Origin of the sequence: Sphingobium sp. CFD-1, from assembly GCF_024611115.1 — a bacterium.
In the GTDB taxonomy this organism is placed as follows: domain Bacteria; phylum Pseudomonadota; class Alphaproteobacteria; order Sphingomonadales; family Sphingomonadaceae; genus Sphingobium; species Sphingobium baderi_A.
This window is the reverse complement of record NZ_CP084398.1, coordinates 3,030,618-3,046,527: the sequence shown is the minus strand read 5'-3', so window position 1 is coordinate 3,046,527 and position 15,910 is coordinate 3,030,618. Positions and strand designations below refer to the sequence as shown.

The 15,910-nt window shown below is 62.5% G+C and carries 21 protein-coding genes; 7 read left to right on the top strand and 14 right to left on the bottom strand.

The genetic code is table 11. The features are described from left to right. Nucleotides 1-3: 3 nt before the first annotated feature. A complete protein-coding gene (locus LDB26_RS15360; RefSeq protein ID WP_257539082.1) occupies nt 4-1,011 on the bottom strand; it encodes a DNA topoisomerase IB in 1,008 nt (335 codons plus the stop codon). A 117-nt stretch (nt 1,012-1,128) separates the two neighbouring features. Here LDB26_RS15360 and LDB26_RS15355 point away from each other — a divergent pair, with 117 nt between their 5' ends. Beyond that, on the top strand, nt 1,129-1,683 hold the full coding sequence (locus tag LDB26_RS15355; RefSeq protein WP_062060767.1) for a type 1 glutamine amidotransferase domain-containing protein: 555 nt from the start codon (nt 1,129-1,131) through the stop codon (nt 1,681-1,683). 16 nt (nt 1,684-1,699) lie between these two features. Here the strand turns inward: LDB26_RS15355 and LDB26_RS15350 are convergent, their stop codons facing one another. The 3 genes from LDB26_RS15350 to LDB26_RS15340 are packed head-to-tail and all read right to left on the bottom strand — an operon-like array spanning nt 1,700 to nt 4,240. Continuing rightward, nucleotides 1,700-2,782 carry an acyltransferase gene (locus LDB26_RS15350; protein ID WP_062060756.1) on the bottom strand — a complete coding sequence of 361 codons (1,083 nt, stop codon included), beginning with the start codon at nt 2,780-2,782 and terminating at the stop codon, nt 1,700-1,702. Next, nucleotides 2,779-4,125, bottom strand: coding sequence for a putative O-glycosylation ligase, exosortase A system-associated (locus LDB26_RS15345; RefSeq protein ID WP_062060753.1), 1,347 nt, complete (start codon nt 4,123-4,125; stop codon nt 2,779-2,781). The genes LDB26_RS15350 and LDB26_RS15345 overlap by 4 nt, the downstream gene beginning before the upstream one ends. Next, a complete protein-coding gene (locus LDB26_RS15340; RefSeq protein ID WP_257539081.1) occupies nt 4,118-4,240 on the bottom strand; it encodes a hypothetical protein in 123 nt (40 codons plus the stop codon). The genes LDB26_RS15345 and LDB26_RS15340 overlap by 8 nt, the downstream gene beginning before the upstream one ends. 88 nt (nt 4,241-4,328) lie before the next feature. On the opposite strand from LDB26_RS15340, the gene LDB26_RS15335 reads away from it, so the two are divergent. Together LDB26_RS15335 and LDB26_RS15330 are read left to right on the top strand one after the other, a co-directional pair. Further along, a complete protein-coding gene (locus tag LDB26_RS15335; protein WP_062068214.1) occupies nt 4,329-5,561 on the top strand; it encodes a TIGR04063 family PEP-CTERM/XrtA system glycosyltransferase in 1,233 nt (410 codons plus the stop codon). A 52-nt stretch (nt 5,562-5,613) separates the two neighbouring features. Continuing rightward, on the top strand, nt 5,614-6,552 hold the full coding sequence (locus tag LDB26_RS15330; RefSeq protein ID WP_257542156.1) for a hypothetical protein: 939 nt from the start codon (nt 5,614-5,616) through the stop codon (nt 6,550-6,552). Nucleotides 6,553-6,661: 109 nt separating this feature from the next. Here the strand turns inward: LDB26_RS15330 and LDB26_RS15325 are convergent, their stop codons facing one another. Continuing rightward, nucleotides 6,662-6,943: a hypothetical protein gene (locus LDB26_RS15325; RefSeq protein ID WP_306812036.1), complete on the bottom strand. Its 282-nt coding sequence runs from the start codon at nt 6,941-6,943 to the stop codon at nt 6,662-6,664. A gap of 86 nt (nt 6,944-7,029) precedes the next feature. Beyond that, the gene (locus LDB26_RS15320) at nt 7,030-7,215 is read right to left on the bottom strand and encodes a hypothetical protein (RefSeq protein ID WP_062060747.1); all 186 of its coding nucleotides are present in this window, start codon (nt 7,213-7,215) and stop codon (nt 7,030-7,032) included. A 115-nt stretch (nt 7,216-7,330) separates the two neighbouring features. On the opposite strand from LDB26_RS15320, the gene LDB26_RS15315 reads away from it, so the two are divergent. After that, nucleotides 7,331-8,005: a S24 family peptidase gene (locus tag LDB26_RS15315; protein WP_062060744.1), complete on the top strand. Its 675-nt coding sequence runs from the start codon at nt 7,331-7,333 to the stop codon at nt 8,003-8,005. Between the two features lie 46 nt (nt 8,006-8,051). Next, a complete protein-coding gene (locus LDB26_RS15310) occupies nt 8,052-8,969 on the top strand; it encodes an XdhC family protein (protein ID WP_062060742.1) in 918 nt (305 codons plus the stop codon). Nucleotides 8,970-9,038: 69 nt separating this feature from the next. On the opposite strand, the gene LDB26_RS15305 is transcribed toward LDB26_RS15310, so the two are convergent. Further along, nucleotides 9,039-9,224 carry a YbdD/YjiX family protein gene (locus LDB26_RS15305; RefSeq protein WP_062060739.1) on the bottom strand — a complete coding sequence of 62 codons (186 nt, stop codon included), beginning with the start codon at nt 9,222-9,224 and terminating at the stop codon, nt 9,039-9,041. Beyond that, nucleotides 9,221-11,269: a carbon starvation CstA family protein gene (locus LDB26_RS15300; protein WP_257539080.1), complete on the bottom strand. Its 2,049-nt coding sequence runs from the start codon at nt 11,267-11,269 to the stop codon at nt 9,221-9,223. Before LDB26_RS15300 ends, LDB26_RS15305 begins: the two co-directional genes overlap by 4 nt. 154 nt (nt 11,270-11,423) lie before the next feature. Between LDB26_RS15300 and LDB26_RS15295 the strand changes: the two genes are divergently transcribed. Continuing rightward, nucleotides 11,424-11,711 (top strand): DUF3175 domain-containing protein, encoded by a 288-nt coding sequence (locus tag LDB26_RS15295; protein ID WP_257539079.1) that lies wholly within the window; start codon nt 11,424-11,426, stop codon nt 11,709-11,711. A 96-nt stretch (nt 11,712-11,807) separates the two neighbouring features. Continuing rightward, the gene (locus LDB26_RS15290) at nt 11,808-12,365 is read left to right on the top strand and encodes a 2'-5' RNA ligase family protein (RefSeq protein WP_257539078.1); all 558 of its coding nucleotides are present in this window, start codon (nt 11,808-11,810) and stop codon (nt 12,363-12,365) included. Nucleotides 12,366-12,372: 7 nt separating this feature from the next. On the opposite strand, the gene LDB26_RS15285 is transcribed toward LDB26_RS15290, so the two are convergent. The 6 genes from LDB26_RS15285 to rpmH are packed head-to-tail and all read right to left on the bottom strand — an operon-like array spanning nt 12,373 to nt 15,892. Further along, nucleotides 12,373-12,675: an alkylphosphonate utilization protein gene (locus LDB26_RS15285; protein WP_257539077.1), complete on the bottom strand. Its 303-nt coding sequence runs from the start codon at nt 12,673-12,675 to the stop codon at nt 12,373-12,375. Nucleotides 12,676-12,687: 12 nt separating this feature from the next. Then, nucleotides 12,688-13,335: a ribosome biogenesis GTP-binding protein YihA/YsxC gene (yihA, locus tag LDB26_RS15280; RefSeq protein WP_257539076.1), complete on the bottom strand. Its 648-nt coding sequence runs from the start codon at nt 13,333-13,335 to the stop codon at nt 12,688-12,690. Between the two features lie 21 nt (nt 13,336-13,356). Then, a complete protein-coding gene (yidC, locus tag LDB26_RS15275) occupies nt 13,357-15,060 on the bottom strand; it encodes a membrane protein insertase YidC (RefSeq protein WP_062060724.1) in 1,704 nt (567 codons plus the stop codon). A gap of 36 nt (nt 15,061-15,096) precedes the next feature. After that, nucleotides 15,097-15,309 carry a membrane protein insertion efficiency factor YidD gene (gene yidD, locus LDB26_RS15270; RefSeq protein WP_062060722.1) on the bottom strand — a complete coding sequence of 71 codons (213 nt, stop codon included), beginning with the start codon at nt 15,307-15,309 and terminating at the stop codon, nt 15,097-15,099. Then, entirely contained in the window at nt 15,306-15,713 is a 408-nt protein-coding gene (gene rnpA, locus LDB26_RS15265; RefSeq protein ID WP_062068208.1) for a ribonuclease P protein component, read from the bottom strand. The genes yidD and rnpA overlap by 4 nt, the downstream gene beginning before the upstream one ends. A 44-nt stretch (nt 15,714-15,757) precedes the next feature. Beyond that, the gene (rpmH, locus tag LDB26_RS15260; RefSeq protein WP_021317369.1) at nt 15,758-15,892 is read right to left on the bottom strand and encodes a 50S ribosomal protein L34; all 135 of its coding nucleotides are present in this window, start codon (nt 15,890-15,892) and stop codon (nt 15,758-15,760) included. Nucleotides 15,893-15,910 lie beyond the last annotated feature (18 nt).

Sequence of the window (15,910 nt, the reverse complement as noted above, 5' to 3'; positions counted from 1 at the left end):
AGGTCAGGCCGCCGCAGGCAGCGGCTCCTTATCCGCCAGCATTTCCAGCAGCGCGATCAACCCGCGCTCATGCCGCGACAGATAGCGCGTCCGGCGCGGCAAGCGAAGCCCTTCACGCCATTTGTCCTGGCCGTTCCTGCACAAGTCGATAAGCGCGGGATGGATATAGCTTTTCCGGCTGATGGCAGGGGTATTGCCCAGTGCTTCGGCGACTGGCGCGATCATCTGCTTGAGCGAGACCGGCCCTTCGCACAGCGCTGCGAAGGCGATGGTGGAAGCGCCCCAAGTGCGGAAATGCTTGGCGGTGAACGCATCGCCCATCGTTTCGGCGATATAGGCGTTGACGTCGCCGGAGGTGATCGGCCGCGCTTCCCCCGCTTCGTCCAGATATTGGAACAGATGTTGGCCCGGCAGGTCATGCAGCTTCCGCACGAAACGCGACAGCCGCCGGTCTGTCACCGTCATTTCGCGTAGCAGCCCAGACTTAGCGCGATAGCGCAGCATCAGCGAATGCCCCGCCATGTCCACATGGCGGCGGCGCAGGGTGGTCGCCCCGAAGCTCTTGTTGGTGGTGGCGTAATGTTCATTCCCCACGCGCAACTTGGCAAGGTCGAGCAGGCGCACCACGGCGGCGATGGTCCTTTCCTTCCGCATCCCGCGGCAGGACAAATCGGTGTCCAGCCGGGCGCGCAGGCGCGGCAGAGCAAGGCCGAAGGCGAGGCATCCGGCATATTTCTCCGCTTCCCGCTCGGCCCGGAAATCGGGGTGATAGCGATATTGCTTGCGGCCCCGGGCATCCTGCCCCGTCGCCTGGATATGGCCATAGGGGGAGGGGCAGAACCAGCAGTTCGTATAGGCAGGCGGCATGGCGATGGCGTTCAGCCGGTCGATCTCCTCCCTGTCGGTGATGCGCGTCCCGTCAACGCCGAAATAAGCCCAACCTCGCTTCAATGCCCGGCGGGTGATGCCCGGCTGGCTATCGTCGGAATGGATAATGGCATGTGCGGGCATAGAAGGGGCGGCCTTCCTTATCATCCCTGCAAACCCGCCGTTCATCGCTTCGTTCCGCAACACATGCTCGCCAGCATTGTTGTCGCTTCATTCTCACAGGCAAAAAAGGATCGTCCCATGCCCGCCATCGATCAGACACGTATCCTCATCATCGCGACAGACGGTTTCGAGCAATCGGAATTGTTCGACCCGCGCGACCAACTCATCGGCGCGCGCGCTACCGTGAAGCTCGCCTCGCCCGAAAAGAAGCCCATTCAGGGCATGAAACATGATGAAAAAGGCGCCACCATCACGCCCGATCTGACGCTCGATGATGTGCGGGTCGAGGATTATGACGGCCTTATCCTTCCCGGCGGCGTCGCCAATCCCGATAGGCTGCGTACCAACGGAAAGGCGGTCGATCTGGTGCGGGCTTTTGTCCATTCGGGAAAACCGGTCGCTGCAATCTGCCACGGACCTTGGCTGCTGGTGGAGGCGGACATCGTGTCCGGCCGGACAGTGACATCCTGGCCTTCGGTCCGCACCGACCTCGCCAACGCCGGGGCGAAGGTGGTGGATCAGGAAGTCGCGATCGACGGCAACCTCATCACCAGCCGCAAACCCGCCGACATCCCCGCCTTCGTCTTCGCATTCAGAAAGGCCGTGATCGAAGGCGTAACCGCCGCCGCCTGATGCCTTGCCCGGATGGTTACCGATCGCTCGCCATGATGCGCCGCCAGTTCGGAAAGGGATGTGTCAACCATCGCCGGCCGGGCTTCTCGACGCCATGGTGGAGCAGCATGGAGAGGAGGAACAGGAGCGACAGAAAGGCTGCTAACAGAACTGGCGATATGGCCGCGGCGTCTTCCACGAACATGATCTTGAAGACGATCCACGCCATGAAATGGGCGAGATAGGTCGCATAGCTGATCTCGCCCAGATAGACGAGTGGGCGCCAGTGGAGCGGATTTTTCCGCAAGTTGGATGCGTGGGCAAGCATCAGGATCAGGCAGGCGGCGCCCGCCGGGAACGCCCAGATCTCGCTGCCCACGCCCGTCAGCAGCCATAGGCCCCAGAACAGCGCCACGCCCCCCAGCGAAAGCAGCAGCGCCCGCCTGTCGCAATCCCGCCCGCGCAACCAGAAAGCGCAGAGCAGCGCGCCGCAGCCGAATTCGGTCAGACAGCGGATGAGGCCGTGGCGCGGAATGTCCATGCCCAATGTCGTCTGTCCATCCCATCGCAGCCAGAGGAAGAGGATGGCGATCAGCAGGATCATGCCCGCCAGCAGATTGGGTCGGCGCGCACGGCTGACAGGTGTCCACAGCATCAGCGCCGGGAAAAGCAGATAGGCGGCGAACTCCGCGCTGATCGACCAGGCGGGGTGATTCCAACTGAGGGATGAAGTCAGCCCCCAATTCTGCATCATCGCGACATGCAGCGGTAATTCAGCCCAGGGGAAGCCCGCTGTGTCGCGGCCGGTCAGCGTCAGGAGCAGGGCGAAGGCGACAGTGCCGGACAGGATCACGGCATAGAGCGGATAGATCCGGGCGAAGCGGCGGGCGAGGAATGCGGGAACGGCCGCCGCGCCCTCACGCAGCAGCCCGCGATGGGCCGACAGATAGATGACGAATCCCGACAGCAGGAAAAAAAAGTCGACGGCAAGATAACCCTTGCGCGCGACGGCCATCAACGGTTCTGGCAGCCAGGGCAAGCCGATCCGGATATGATAGAAGACCACCAGCCAGGCCGCGAGGCCGCGTGCGGTGGTCAGGCTACGCAACTCGCCCTTCATGCCACCACTCCCGCCAGCATTGGTTGCCGCGCCTGATTCTTGCGGAGGCGGGAAAGATAGGTGTCCAGACCGATTTGCAGCGACAGCAGCATGAAAATGAAGGGTTGGTAGGCGATGCCGATGAACAATGCGCCCAACAGGTAGACGAGATGTCCCTGTTGCAGCGCTAACGCCAGTGGCGCGATCCAGCCGTTTCCAGCTTCTGTATCGCGCAAATAGCGGCGGCGGATCGTTTCCGTGCGGACCAGGGTGACGATATGGATCAACGCCCAGAGCGCGAATCCGAAATAGCCCTGTTCGCCCAGCATTTCGAAATAGGCGCTGTGATAGGCGCGGCCCCGGTCGGTCACGATACGCGTTTCGACTCGCTTTCCGCCGCTGTCGGACACAATGCCGCTCGACAGATAGGTGAAGCTGTTCGCCAGATAATTGTCGAAGCCGCCGCCGCCTGGATGATCCTTCACATAGTCGATGGTCCACATCCATACGGCAACGCGAGTCGATGCGCTTTCGTCGCTTTGGTGATTTTCGATCGTCGACATGCGTTCGGTAAAGCTGGCAGGCAGGAAGGGGATGGCCATCAGCCCCGCGAGCATCAGCAGCGGGCCATAGACCATCTTTTTCCTGGAGCGCATCAGCGCCATTCCGCCCAGCAACAGGATGCAGAGCAGGCCCGTGCGCGTTTCGGTGCCAATGGGAATCAAAAGGCAAGCCAGGGTGAGGGCGAGCGCGAACAGCTTGACGCGCCGATCGGGCGGAAAGATCGTGCCGTGGTGCGCCAGCCACCAGATCAGCGGGATGATCGCGATCGCCACCGTGGAGATCGTGCTGCCTTCATACAGGCCGCTATTATTGTCGACCATCAGGTTGAGCACGCCATAGCCGCCGCCCGACAGCGCGGTTTTCATGCCCCCGTTTATGATGATCGTGCTGGCGCAGAGCACCATGAACAGAGCCAGCGCCTCGATTCGCAGCTTCGTGCGTAGCGTCACCGGCAGGAAAACCGCGAAGATCAGCGCCTTCCACACCCAGGACCATTTTTGGGACGCTTCAATGGGGAAATCCGCCGTCGCGGTCGTATAGGCGCACCAGCCAAGCAGGATCAGCAACAGCACCTGCCGGAAAGAGAATCGGCAATCCTTCTTGTCGTCCACCAGCAGCCACGCGCCGGTCGCCAATAGAAAGGCGATGGCTGAAATCGGGATGCTGTTGAGCAGGAAATAGCAAAGACGCTGGGGCGAAACGATGTCGATATAGGCATAGACCGCGATCAGCAGGAACGGCCGCCGGAAGCCCAGCAGGAAAAAAAGTCCCAGAAAAGCAATGAAGAACAGGTCACGCATCGCCGGACGGCCCCTTTGCTTCGGGATCGCGGTCCAGATCCGGGCGCGACAGCAGCCGGAAGGCGGAGAGCAGGATCACGCCATGGCTGATCAGCAGGGATAGGGTGTCGATCATCGTGGGTTGAAGGCTCCGCTACGCACGGGATTGTCCTAGCGCGGCAGAGTTGACGGGCCGTTAAACAATTTCTGGCAGAGAAATGGCCATGACGACGCGTATTCTTCATGTGCTCGACCACAGCTTGCCGTTGCAAAGCGGTTATACGTTCCGCACCCGCGCCATTTTGCGGGCGCAGATGGGCAAGGGCTGGGACGTGCGGGGAATCACCGGCCACCGCCATGGCGCGCCGGGGCCATTACAGGAAATCGTGGATGGGCTGCATTTTCACCGGACGCCCGGTGAGGCCGCGACCGGTAATGCCCTGCTGCGCGAATGGCGGGACATTGCCGCCCATGCCGATGCGATCGATGCGTTGGTCAGGCAATGGCGCCCGGACATCATTCACGCCCATTCGCCCGTGCTCAACGCCATCGCGGCCCAGCGAATCGCACGGCGGCACGGCATCCCTTTCGTTTACGAGATTCGCGCCTTCTGGGAGGATGCCGCGGTCGGCAATGGCACCGGCACCGAAGGCAGCCCCCGCTATTGGCTGACCCGCCAACTCGAAACCCATGCAGTGCGAAACGCCGACGCGGTCGCCGTGATCTGCGAAGGGCTGCGGTCGGACCTGATCGCGCGCGGGATCGATGCACGAAAGATCATCGTTTCGCCCAATGGCGTCGACATGGACCAGTTTGGCGCGCCCGTTGCCCGCGATCCCGCCCTGACCGGGAAGCTGGGTCTGGAGGGCGCGGATGTCGTTGGCTTCATCGGCAGCTTCTATGATTATGAAGGGCTGGACGACCTGATCGCCGCCATGCCCCGTCTCGTGCGGGCGCGGCCCAGGGCGAAACTGCTGCTTGTAGGGGGAGGGCCTTGCGAACAGGCGCTGCGGGACCGGGCAATGGCATCGCCCTTTGCCGATCACATCCTGTTCGTGGGCCGTGTGCCGCATGCACAGGTCGAGGATTACTATGCACAGATCGATGTTCTTGCCTATCCGCGAAAGGCGATGCGGCTTACCGATCTGGTGACCCCCCTCAAGCCGCTGGAAGCCATGGCACAGGGCAGGCTTGTCGCCGCGTCCAGCGTCGGCGGTCATCGCGAATTGATCGAGGATGGCGTCACCGGCACCCTGTTCGCGCCCGACGATCCGGCAGCTATCGCCACCGCGCTGGCCGGCATGTTTGCCGACCGGCAGTTCTGGGATGAACGGCGTGCGACCGCGCGTGCCTTTGTGGAGGGCGAACGCAACTGGGCGTCAAACATCCTGCGCTATGAACCTGTCTATCGGGGCCTGCTGGCATCCGCCGCATCCGATGCGCGGGCGGCGGCATGAACGGAAGGTGCTGAAAATGGGACGGCGCAGGAATCGGAATAAAGCCGTGGCGATGGTGTTGCTGGCCGGTGCCGGCGCGGCGCTTGCCATGCTGTCGATGCCGGTTGGGCTGGTGGAAACGCTGATCGCGTCTACCGGCGTTTCGGAAATTCTGCCTGCCGCCGCGCCGCCTCTGGGCATGAAGGCGCGGCTGGCGCTGACGCTGTTCGCGGCGTTGATGGCGATGGGAATCATGGGAGCTATGCGCCGCGAAGGGCGGCTTTTGGCTTTGGAACATGGAGGGCGCCACGATGGCGTCCGGGGAGCAGGTAAAATGGGTTTTGCATTGTCCAGGCTGACAGCTTTCGCGCGGAGGCGGGAGCATCCTTCGGATCGATTCGGCCAGCCGGCGCTGCGCCGCGCGGACGCGCATCCGGATGCGCCCGCCCGCGCGCCGATCTTTGCCAGCCGCGACTTTGATGGTCTCGACATTTTCGGGCGGACCGGACTTGCGCGGTACTCCGAAACGGAAGGTGAAGCCGAAGCATTCGCCGAGGAAGCGGCTTCGCCGGTCGGCCTGACATTGCCAAACGCGCCGGAACCCCTGTCGGACGAGGAATTGCTCCAGTCGAGTGTTGGCTTGCCTCTTTCCGGCGTAGTCCTGAAAGAGGAACCGGACTTCGCCGAAGAAGCGGTTGAAGCCGCCATTTGTAGAGAGGTCGATCCCATCATCTCCGATGCGGGGGATGAACCAGCGACTTTCTATCCGGCGGAGGCCAGCGTGGTTTCTTCCGCAGAGCGGCTTTCGATCGCGGAACTGACGGCGCGGCTGGAGCGTGGACTGGCGGGACGCGCGCGCGTCAGGCAGGCGAGCGCCGGATCGCATCAGGTCATCGCAGACATGCCCGTCGCTGCCGCCGTGCCTGTGCGCGATGCCGTGGTGGAAGATGTCGACGCGGCGCTGCGCGACGCGCTTGGCACATTGCGGATGATGGCCGGGCGGGCGCGCTGAACATTCTGCAATCGACTCGAGCCGACCGCTTGCGGAAAGCGAAAGATCCTTGATGCGGTGACCGATCCAATCCGATCGTTCACCGCATCGAGCGACCCGCCACTCCCTTTTACCAATCCTCGATCGTTAGGGCGGCTAGTTCTATCTGGACGCCGTTATCCGTTGGCCGTTGATCGTCTATGGTGATGTCCGCGACGAAATGCCGATTGAGATTCCATTGCGCTTCTTCGATGCCATCTGCGAAGCGGTCGGCTCGGGTGGAAGCATCCACCCCTTCCAGCGCAAGAACGATGATATGCCGTCGTCCCTGAAACAGGGCGCTTGCCCAGGGGCGGCTGGTCGCGTGCAGGACGGTCGAGCCCGTTCCCGCCCGTTCCAACAATTGCGTCAACAGGCGCGGTAGAGGATCGCCTGAGCGATTTCCTATTGCTTGATTTCGGACCAAGTTCCGGCTTGTGAAGCCATGATCCACACTTGTCACAGGCCGACACTCCTGCGATATGTGTTCATGAAATGTTCTATTCTTTGCGTCACCCGCTGGCCCGGTTCGCGGCCCCTCCGCAGGTCGAAGACCAACCGAGGATCGCGCGCGCATTCACGCCCGAAACGGGTTGGCGCAATGTCATGTTCACGCAGGAATTTTTCGATCGCGCGCAGAATCATCGGTTTTCATTCTCCTCTCGGGGCCGACTCGCCCACTGCAAGTCGATAGGGTTATTCCTATCTCTAAAACGATTTCCTACTTGTCTAGGAAAATTCCTTTCATTATGGATGCAACATGATCGGTAATGGAGAAGATCCCAGGATTGTGCTGGATCGGCTGATTGCCGAGCGGGGAGAGAATTATGCCGACCTGTCGCGCCTGCTCAAACGCAACCCGGCCTATATCCAGCAGTTCATAAAGCGCGGAACGCCGCGCAAGCTGGATGAGGAGGACCGCCATATTCTGGCGCGTTATTTCGGCATTTCGGAGGAGATGCTGGGTGGTCGGGTCTCGCCTTCTCCCGGGCCATCGGCGCGTTCCCGTTCCATCCCGGCCATTGTCACCGTGCCGCGTCTGGCGCTGGGGGCCTCAGCGGGTGCAGGGACGTTGGACGAGGATGAAAGGGCGGCAGGCGTCATGGCGTTCGACGCCAACTGGCTACGCCATATCGGCGTCCGGCCGCAGCGCGTTTCCATTATTCGCGTCGATGGCGAATCGATGGCGCCCACGCTCAGCGATGGGGATGAGATCATGGTCGATCATGATGACGGCGTTGAGAGGCTGCGCGACGGTGTCTATGTGCTGCGGCTCGACGGCGTGCTGATGGTGAAGCGGGTGGCGCTGGGGCCGCGCCGGGGCGCGATCAGCGTGCTCAGCGACAATGTACATTATCCCGACTGGATCGATATCGATCCGGCGCTGGTCGATATAGTGGGCCGTGTGGTGTGGACCGGGCGCAGGCTGGTCTGATCGCCCGATCTTCCCTATCTGATGCCATCAGAGGTAATTTCGAACGATGATCGATAATGAAGCGGTGATCCGCAAGGCGATGGAATGGGGGGGGGCACCGCTGGCGCTGGCGACGGTGGTGTCGACCTGGGGCTCGGCGCCGCGCCCGCGCGGCAGCCATATGATCGTGCATGGGGACGGCCGCTTTGAAGGCAGCGTTTCGGGCGGCTGCGTGGAGGCCGATGTGCTCCAGCGCGCGGCGGAGGTACTGGCCGGGCGTCCGGGGCATTTGCAAAGCTATGGCGTGACGGACGGCGACGCCTGGTCGGCTGGCCTGCCCTGCGGTGGAGAAATCGGCGTGCTGGTGCAGCCTGTCTCGGTGGAGGGTTTCCCGCCCGGCCTGTTCGACCGGATCGCGGCCGCCAGTGCGCTGGGCCGGCCGCTCATCCTATCGACCGATTTGCAAAGCGGGCTCACGGTGGAAGGGACAGTCGAAGGGCAGTTCATCAACCGCTACGATCCGCCCCGGCGCTTGTTGATCGTCGGGGCGGTGCAGATCGCCCAGTCCCTGAGCGCGTTGGCGCAGGCCATCGGGGTGACGCCGATCGTTATCGACCCGCGTGGCCGTTTCCTGATGGAGGAGCGTTTTCCAGGCGTTGCGCTCGACGATCGCTGGCCTGACGATGCCGTCGCGGCTCATCATCCGGGTCAATCCACCGCTGTGGTGACGCTCAGCCATGACATCAAGATCGACGATCCCGCCCTGACCGCCGCTCTGCGCGCGCCGACTGGCTATATCGCGGCGCTGGGGTCGCGCAAAAGCCACGCCGCCCGGCTGAAGCGCCTTTCCGCCATGGGCTTTGCGGAAGAGGATCTGGCGCGAATAGATGGTCCCGCCGGTATGGACATCGGCGCGGTCGGCGCGGCGGAGATCGCTCTTTCCATCGCGGCGGGCATGATCGCTGGATTTAACGCCAACCGCTGAACCGCTTTTTGATTGCGGCTTTTAGCTGCGCTGGCCCATGGTTCAGCGCCATTGATCGTCTGAAAAATGCTAACAGCATTTCCCGCCATTTTTACCGCCATAGCGCGCCTCCTGCCGTTCGCGGAACAATTGCGTCTCGCTCAGCGGCGATGTGCCGGGATGATGTTCGCGCATATGGCGCAGATAGGCGTCGTAATCCGGTGCGCCGACCATGGCGCGCGCGATCTGCCGCAGGCGGGTGAGGAAGGCGCTCATTCCGCCGCCGCCATTGCCGCCGGGATTTCCTGCGCCGTGGGGCGATCCGTCCGCCGCGCGGCGAGGCAGGTGCGGATGGTGAAGAACAGGAGGGAGAGCACCACCGCCAGGAAGATCGCGCACAGTGCGGCGTCGATCCGGTCGTTGAAGACGATCTTCTCCATTTCCGCCATCGATGTGGCGGGCGCCAGCACTTCGCCCCGCCCGGCGGCTTCGGAAAATTTCGCGGCATGAGCGAGGAAGCCGACCTTGGCGTCAGCAGAAAACAGTTTCAGCCACCCCGCGCTCACGGTGCAGATCAGCAGCCACGCCGTCGGCGCCATCGTCACCCAAGCATAGCGGTCCCGCTTCATGCGGAACAGCACCGCCGTCGCCAGCATCAGCGCGATGGCCGCCAGCATCTGGTTGGAAATGCCGAACACCGGCCAGAGCGTATTCACCCCGCCCAGCGGATCGGTGACGCCCTGATGCAGGAAAAAGCCCCACGCGGCGACGCACAGCCCGGTAGCGACGAAACCGGGGATGGGACTGGTCGTATCCTTGAAACCTGGCACCGCCAGCGCGATCAGATCCTGCAGCATGAAGCGTCCCGCGCGCGTCCCCGCATCCACGGCGGTCAGGATGAACAGCGCTTCGAACAGGATCGCGAAATGATACCAGAAGGCCTTCATCGCGGGACCGCCGACGACATGGGAAAAGATTTCCGCCATCGCCACCGCCAGCGTCGGTGCGCCGCCCGCGCGGGATATGATGCTATGTTCGCCCACATCCTTCGCGGTCTGGAGAATAAGGTCCGATGAGATCGGGAAGCCCATGCTCGTTACGGCCGCCGCCGCGCTCGCAGCATCCGTGCCGATGACGGCGGCGGGGCTGTTCATCGTGAAATAGATGCCCGGATCGAGGATCGACGCACCCACCAGCGCCATGATCGCGACAAACGCCTCCATCAGCATCGCGCCATAGCCGATGATCCGCGCGTCGCCTTCGCTGGCGATCAGCTTTGGCGTCGTGCCGCTGGCGATCAGCGCATGAAAGCCCGACACCGCTCCGCAGGCGATGGTGATGAACAGGAAAGGAAACAGCCCGCCCGACCAGACCGGTCCCCCGCCGTCCACGAACTGCGTGACCGCATGCATTTTGAGCGGCGGCGCCATGATGACGATGCCGATGGCCAGCGCGGCGATCGCTCCGATCTTGAGGAAGGTCGACAGATAGTCGCGCGGCGCCAGCAATAGCCAGACCGGCAGCACGGACGCCACCGCGCCATAGCCGATCAATATCCAGCACAATTGCACCGGTGTGAAGGTGAAGGCCGGACCCCAGAAAGGCGACTGGGCAATGCTCTGGCCATAGACAATGGCCGTCAGCAGCCCGACCAGCCCCAACACCGACACTTCGCCGATGCGTCCCGGCCTGATCCAGCGGGTATAGACGCCCATGAAGATCGCGAGCGGCACCGTCGCCGCGACCGTGAACATGCCCCAGGGGCTTTCCGCCAGCGCCTTGACCACAATCAGCGCCAGCACGGCCAGAATGATGACCATGATCATGAACGCGCCGAACAGGGCGATGGTCCCCGCGACCTGCCCCATTTCCATGCGGATGAGTTCGCCCAGCGACCTGCCGTCGCGACGCATGGAGATGAAGAGGACCATGAAGTCCTGTACCGCACCTGCCAGCACGACGCCCGCGATGATCCACAGCGTTCCGGGCAAATAGCCCATCTGCGCCGCCAGCACCGGTCCCACCAACGGCCCCGCGCCCGCGATGGCCGCGAAATGATGTCCGAAGAGCACGGTGCGGTCGGTCGCGACATAATCCATGCCGTCGGCCCGGCGGATTGCCGGCGTCGGCTGCGCCGGATCGAGCCGCATCACATGCCGCGCGATGTAGAGCGCATAATAGCGATAGGCGACGAGGAAACTGCTGACCGCCGCCACCACGATCCACAGCGCGTTCACCGCCTCGCCCCGCGATACTGCGACCACGGCCAGCGCCACGGCCCCCACAATCGCGATCAGGATCCATGGAATGTGCCGCGCCATCGCTCTCTCTTGCTCGTTTATTACTTGGGTTGGCCGTACAGTAAGGGCGCGCGACCGAAAGACAATCGCCTCCTGCCCCTGGCGGGCGAACCTTTTGCCGTAAGCGCCGTTATCATCTGATCTTCAACCACCATGCAGACCGGAGGATGGACAGATGGCGAAAACCCGCAAATGGTCGCAGAAAGTGACTGAAGAGAGCGATGCGCTCGATCTGGAGCCTGATGTTTTCACCTTGCATGATCCTCATGAGATCGCAGCCTCCCTCAAACGCTCGGCGGAGGCCAGCCGCCACCGCAAGAGCGGACCGTTCCGTTCGGCCATGTCCATGCTGACTTTCTACATTAACCGCGCGGGGGAGGAGCTGGACGCGCACCAGCGCCGGATATTGGAGCAGGCCAAGGACGAATTGCGTGTAGCTTTCGGAAAGCCGCGTAAGGCCTGAATCTCATTTGTTTTCGATACGTGACCAAACCGCTCTCGCCACGGAAATGCAAAGAACATATCATAAACATTTACGATGTGAGTCGGAGTGACAACGGTGCAGCGTCAAGTTGGCAGAGCCTCGCTTTATCGGCTGTTCTTTGCACTCAAGCCGCCGCTCATGCTTGCACGTCAGGTCGATCGTTTCGCGGAAGGTCTGGCGGGGGAGGCTTCCCGCATTCATGTCGAGCATCAACATATGACGCTTGTCATCACGGAGGATTATGAGGCCTATCCTGATTGGGTGTCTGGCCGCTTGTTGCAGGTGGGCGCGACCGTCATGGCGGACCCGTTCGACTTGCGGCTCGATCATCTGAGCTTCGCCAACCGGTCGGTGGCGCTGCGCCCGTCCTGCGCCGTACAGCCCTTGAAGGCCCTGCAACGCGACCTCATGCGCGCCACGCGCGATGCCGGCGTGGCTCTGCGTGGCGAATGGAGCTTCAGTCCGCACCAAACGCTCTTCTATCGCGACGGGGCGGCGGGACAGCGCCGCATCGAAGGCTTTGGCTGGCGCGTGGAGGATTTCGTGCTGATTTGCAGCCATGTCGGCCGCACGCATCATGAGGAACTGGGGCGTTGGCCGCTCAGGGGCGGAGCGCAGCTCAGCCTGTTTTGACCTATGCCTAACGCTTGCGGACGAACTCCGCGCGCAGCACCAGTCCCTTTATGCCTTCATAGCGGCAATCGATTTCCTGGGAGTCACCGGTCAGCCGGATTGACTTGATGAGCGTGCCGCGTTTCAGCGTCTGGCCCGCGCCCTTGACCGTCAGATCCTTGATGAGCGTCACCTGATCCCCATCGGCCAGTAGATTGCCGACCGCATCGCGCACTTCCACGACATCGCTTGCACCCTGTTGCGCCGCCGCGTCTGTCGCGCTGATCCATTCACCGCTAGCTTCGTCATAGATATAATCATCATCGCTCATGCGACCGGCTCCTTATCCCTGGGTGACGCTTTCCAGCACCGCCGCGCGCAGTTCGGGCAGTCCCATGCCCTTTTCGCTCGACGTGGCGATGATTTCGGGATGGGCGGCGGGGCGCCTGCGGATGGCCTGCGCGGTCTTTTCCATCACCTCGGCCAGATGGCTGGCCTTCACCTTGTCCGCCTTGGTGAGAACGATGCGATAGCTGACCGCGGCCGCGTCCAGCATGTCCAATATGTCGGTATCTACCTCCTTGACGCCATGGCGGCTGTCGATCAGCACCAGCGTGCGCTTCAGCTTCGCCCGCCCGCGCAGGTAGTCGTTCACCAGGAACCGCCACTTTCGCACCATGTCCTTGGGCGCGCGCGCATAGCCATAGCCTGGCATATCGACGAGCCGGAAGCGCAGCGGCTCTCCCACGTCGAAGAAATTGAGTTCCTGCGTCCGCCCCGGCGTATTGGACGTCCGGGCGAGGCTGTTGCGCCCGGTCAGCGCATTAAGCAGCGACGACTTGCCGACATTGGACCGACCCGCGAAAGCCACCTCGTTCACCGCCATGTCGGGCAGGAATTTAAGGTCCGGCGCGGATTTGAGGAAGGCGATCGGCCCGGCAAAGACCTTGCGGGCTTCCTCGATCAGTTCGCTTTGTTCCTGTTCGGTCACGGGTTGGTTCACAAGGGCGGCCTATTTCGCTTCCGCCGTGCTCAGCTGTGGGTGACGTTTGTAGAGCCACCATTGCTGCGCCATCGACAGGCAGTTGTTGGTGATCCAGTAGACCAGCAGACCCGCCGCGAAAGGCGCCATGATGAACATCATCACCCATGGCATGATCGCGAATATCTGCTGCTGCATCGGGTCCATCTGCGCCGGGTTCAGCTTGAACTGGAAGAACATGCTGATGCCCAGCAGCAACGCCAGAACGCCGATTCCCAGGAAAGCCGGAGGCGTGAAGGGCAGCAGGCCGAACAGATTGAGGATATGCAGCGGGTCGGGCGCGGACAGATCCTTGATCCACAGGACGAAGGGCTGGTGCCGCATTTCGATGGTGAGCTGCAACACCTTGTAGAGCGCGAAGAAGATCGGAATCTGGATGAAGATCGGCAGACAGCCGGCCAGCGGATTGACCTTCTCGCGCTTGTAAAGCTCCATCATCTCCTGCTGGAGCTTGGGCTTGTCGTCCTTGTAGCGTTCCTGCAACGCCTTCATCTTGGGCTGCACGGCGCGCATCGCGGCCATGCTGGCGAACTGGCGCTGGGCGACGGGGAACATCAGCGCCCGGACCACGAAGGTCAGGCAGATGATCGCCACGCCGAAATTGCCGATATGCTGGAACAGCCAGTGGAGCAGGGCGAAGATCGGCTTTTCGAACCAGTAGAACCAGCCCCAGTCGATCGCCCGGTCGAACAGCGGAATCCCCGCGTCCTGATAGGCTTCCAGCGTCTTCACTTCCTTGGCGCCCACGAACAGGCGTGCGGTCTGGGTGATCGCCTTGCCCGGGGCGAGCATCACAGGGGGCAAGCTGTAGTCGGCCTGATATTGCGTGCCCGCGCCTTTGCGGAACTGGCCTGCAAAGGCTTCCTTCTGGTCGGGAACGAGCGCGGAGAGCCAATATTTGTCGGTAAAGCCCAGCCAGCCGCCGGTCGACTGGAAGCTCTGGGTCGACGGACCCTTGTCCAGATCCTTGTAGTTCACGTCATAATTGGCCGCGCCGTTGAACACGCCCATCGGGCCGATATGGATGGTCCAGGTGTCGGGATCATGAGGAATACCGGTTCGGCTGACATAGCCATAGCTTTTGACGCCAATGGCGCCCGCGCCGCTGTTCGATACTTTCTGCTGCGCGGTAATCATGTAATTCTGATCGACCGAATAGCGGATTTCGAATGTCTGGCCCGCACCATTGTTCCAGCGCAGGGTGACCGGGCTGGTCGGCGTCAATTCCGTATCGTCCGCCGTCCAGAGCGTGTTGTTATCCGGCGTCTTGACGCCTTCGCCCTGCCAGCCGAAGCCCGCGAAGAAGGCGTCCTGCGTGCCGCTGGGCGAAAACAGTCGGATGGCGGGTGAATCCCTGGAGATCGTCTCGCTGTAGGTCGGCAGCACGATATCGTCGATGCGCGCGCCCTTGAGGTTGATGGAGCCGGTCAGCTTGGGGGTTCGGATTGCAATGCGCGGGCCTTCCTTCAGCACCAGCGCGCGGTCGCGGATCGCGCTCGGCGAATCCGCCGCTGGATCGGCGCCCGGTTGCGGTGCGGGGACTTGCTTGCCGCTTTCCACTTTGGTTGCGGGCGGGTTGGCCGCCGGGAAGAAATGATTGGCGATATAGGGCCAGCCGAACAGGATCAGCGCGGTCAGGATAACCGCCAGCACAATGTTCTTCTTGTCGTCCACTTATCTCGGCTCCGCCGTAATCGTTATTCTGATGAGTCAGGGAACCGGGTCATAGCCCGATCCACCCCACGGGTGGCACCGCATTAGCCGCTTCGCCGCCAGCCAGCTACCCTTGATCGGGCCATATTTGCCGATAGCTTGAATCGCATATTCCGAACAGGAAGGCGCATAGCGGCAGGAAGGTGGCAAAACCCGCGAAGGGCCAAGCTGCCAGCCGCGCGCGATCAGGATGAGGATGCGGGAGATCACCGGCCTGCCTTGCGCTGTTCGGGAGCAGAGGGCTTGCTCTTGCTGTCGCGCCGATGTCGGGAAGGTGGCGCGCCTGCCTGCGAATCCGCGCGACGGATTTTCTGCAGGGCCTTTTCCAGTTCCTGCCGCAGTTTCATGAAATCGCGCTCCACGCCGTCCGCGCGGCCGATCAGCACATGGTCGGCCCCCGACACGCCATGAACGGGCAGGAGTTCCCGCGCGAGAACGCGAAAACGGCGCTTCATCCGGTTCCGGACGACAGCGCCGCCAATCTTCTTGGTGACCGTGATGCCATAGCGCATCGCCGGATTGCCATCACCGCGTTCGCGCACCAACAGGACGAAGCCTGGCATGGGCGCGCGCTTGCCGCGATTCGCTGCCAGAAAATCCGCGCGCCTGCCTATTACGGCAGGCCCTCGGTCCGGCACAGATTCGCGCGTCGCTTGGCTCAGGCGCTCAGGCTCTTGCGGCCGCGCGAACGGCGCGCGCGGATCACGTTGCGGCCGCCGGGAGTCGCCATGCGGGCGCGGAAACCGTGACGGCGCTTCCGAACCAGATTGCTCGGCTGAAAGGTGCGCTTCATCGTTCATTCCTCAAAAAC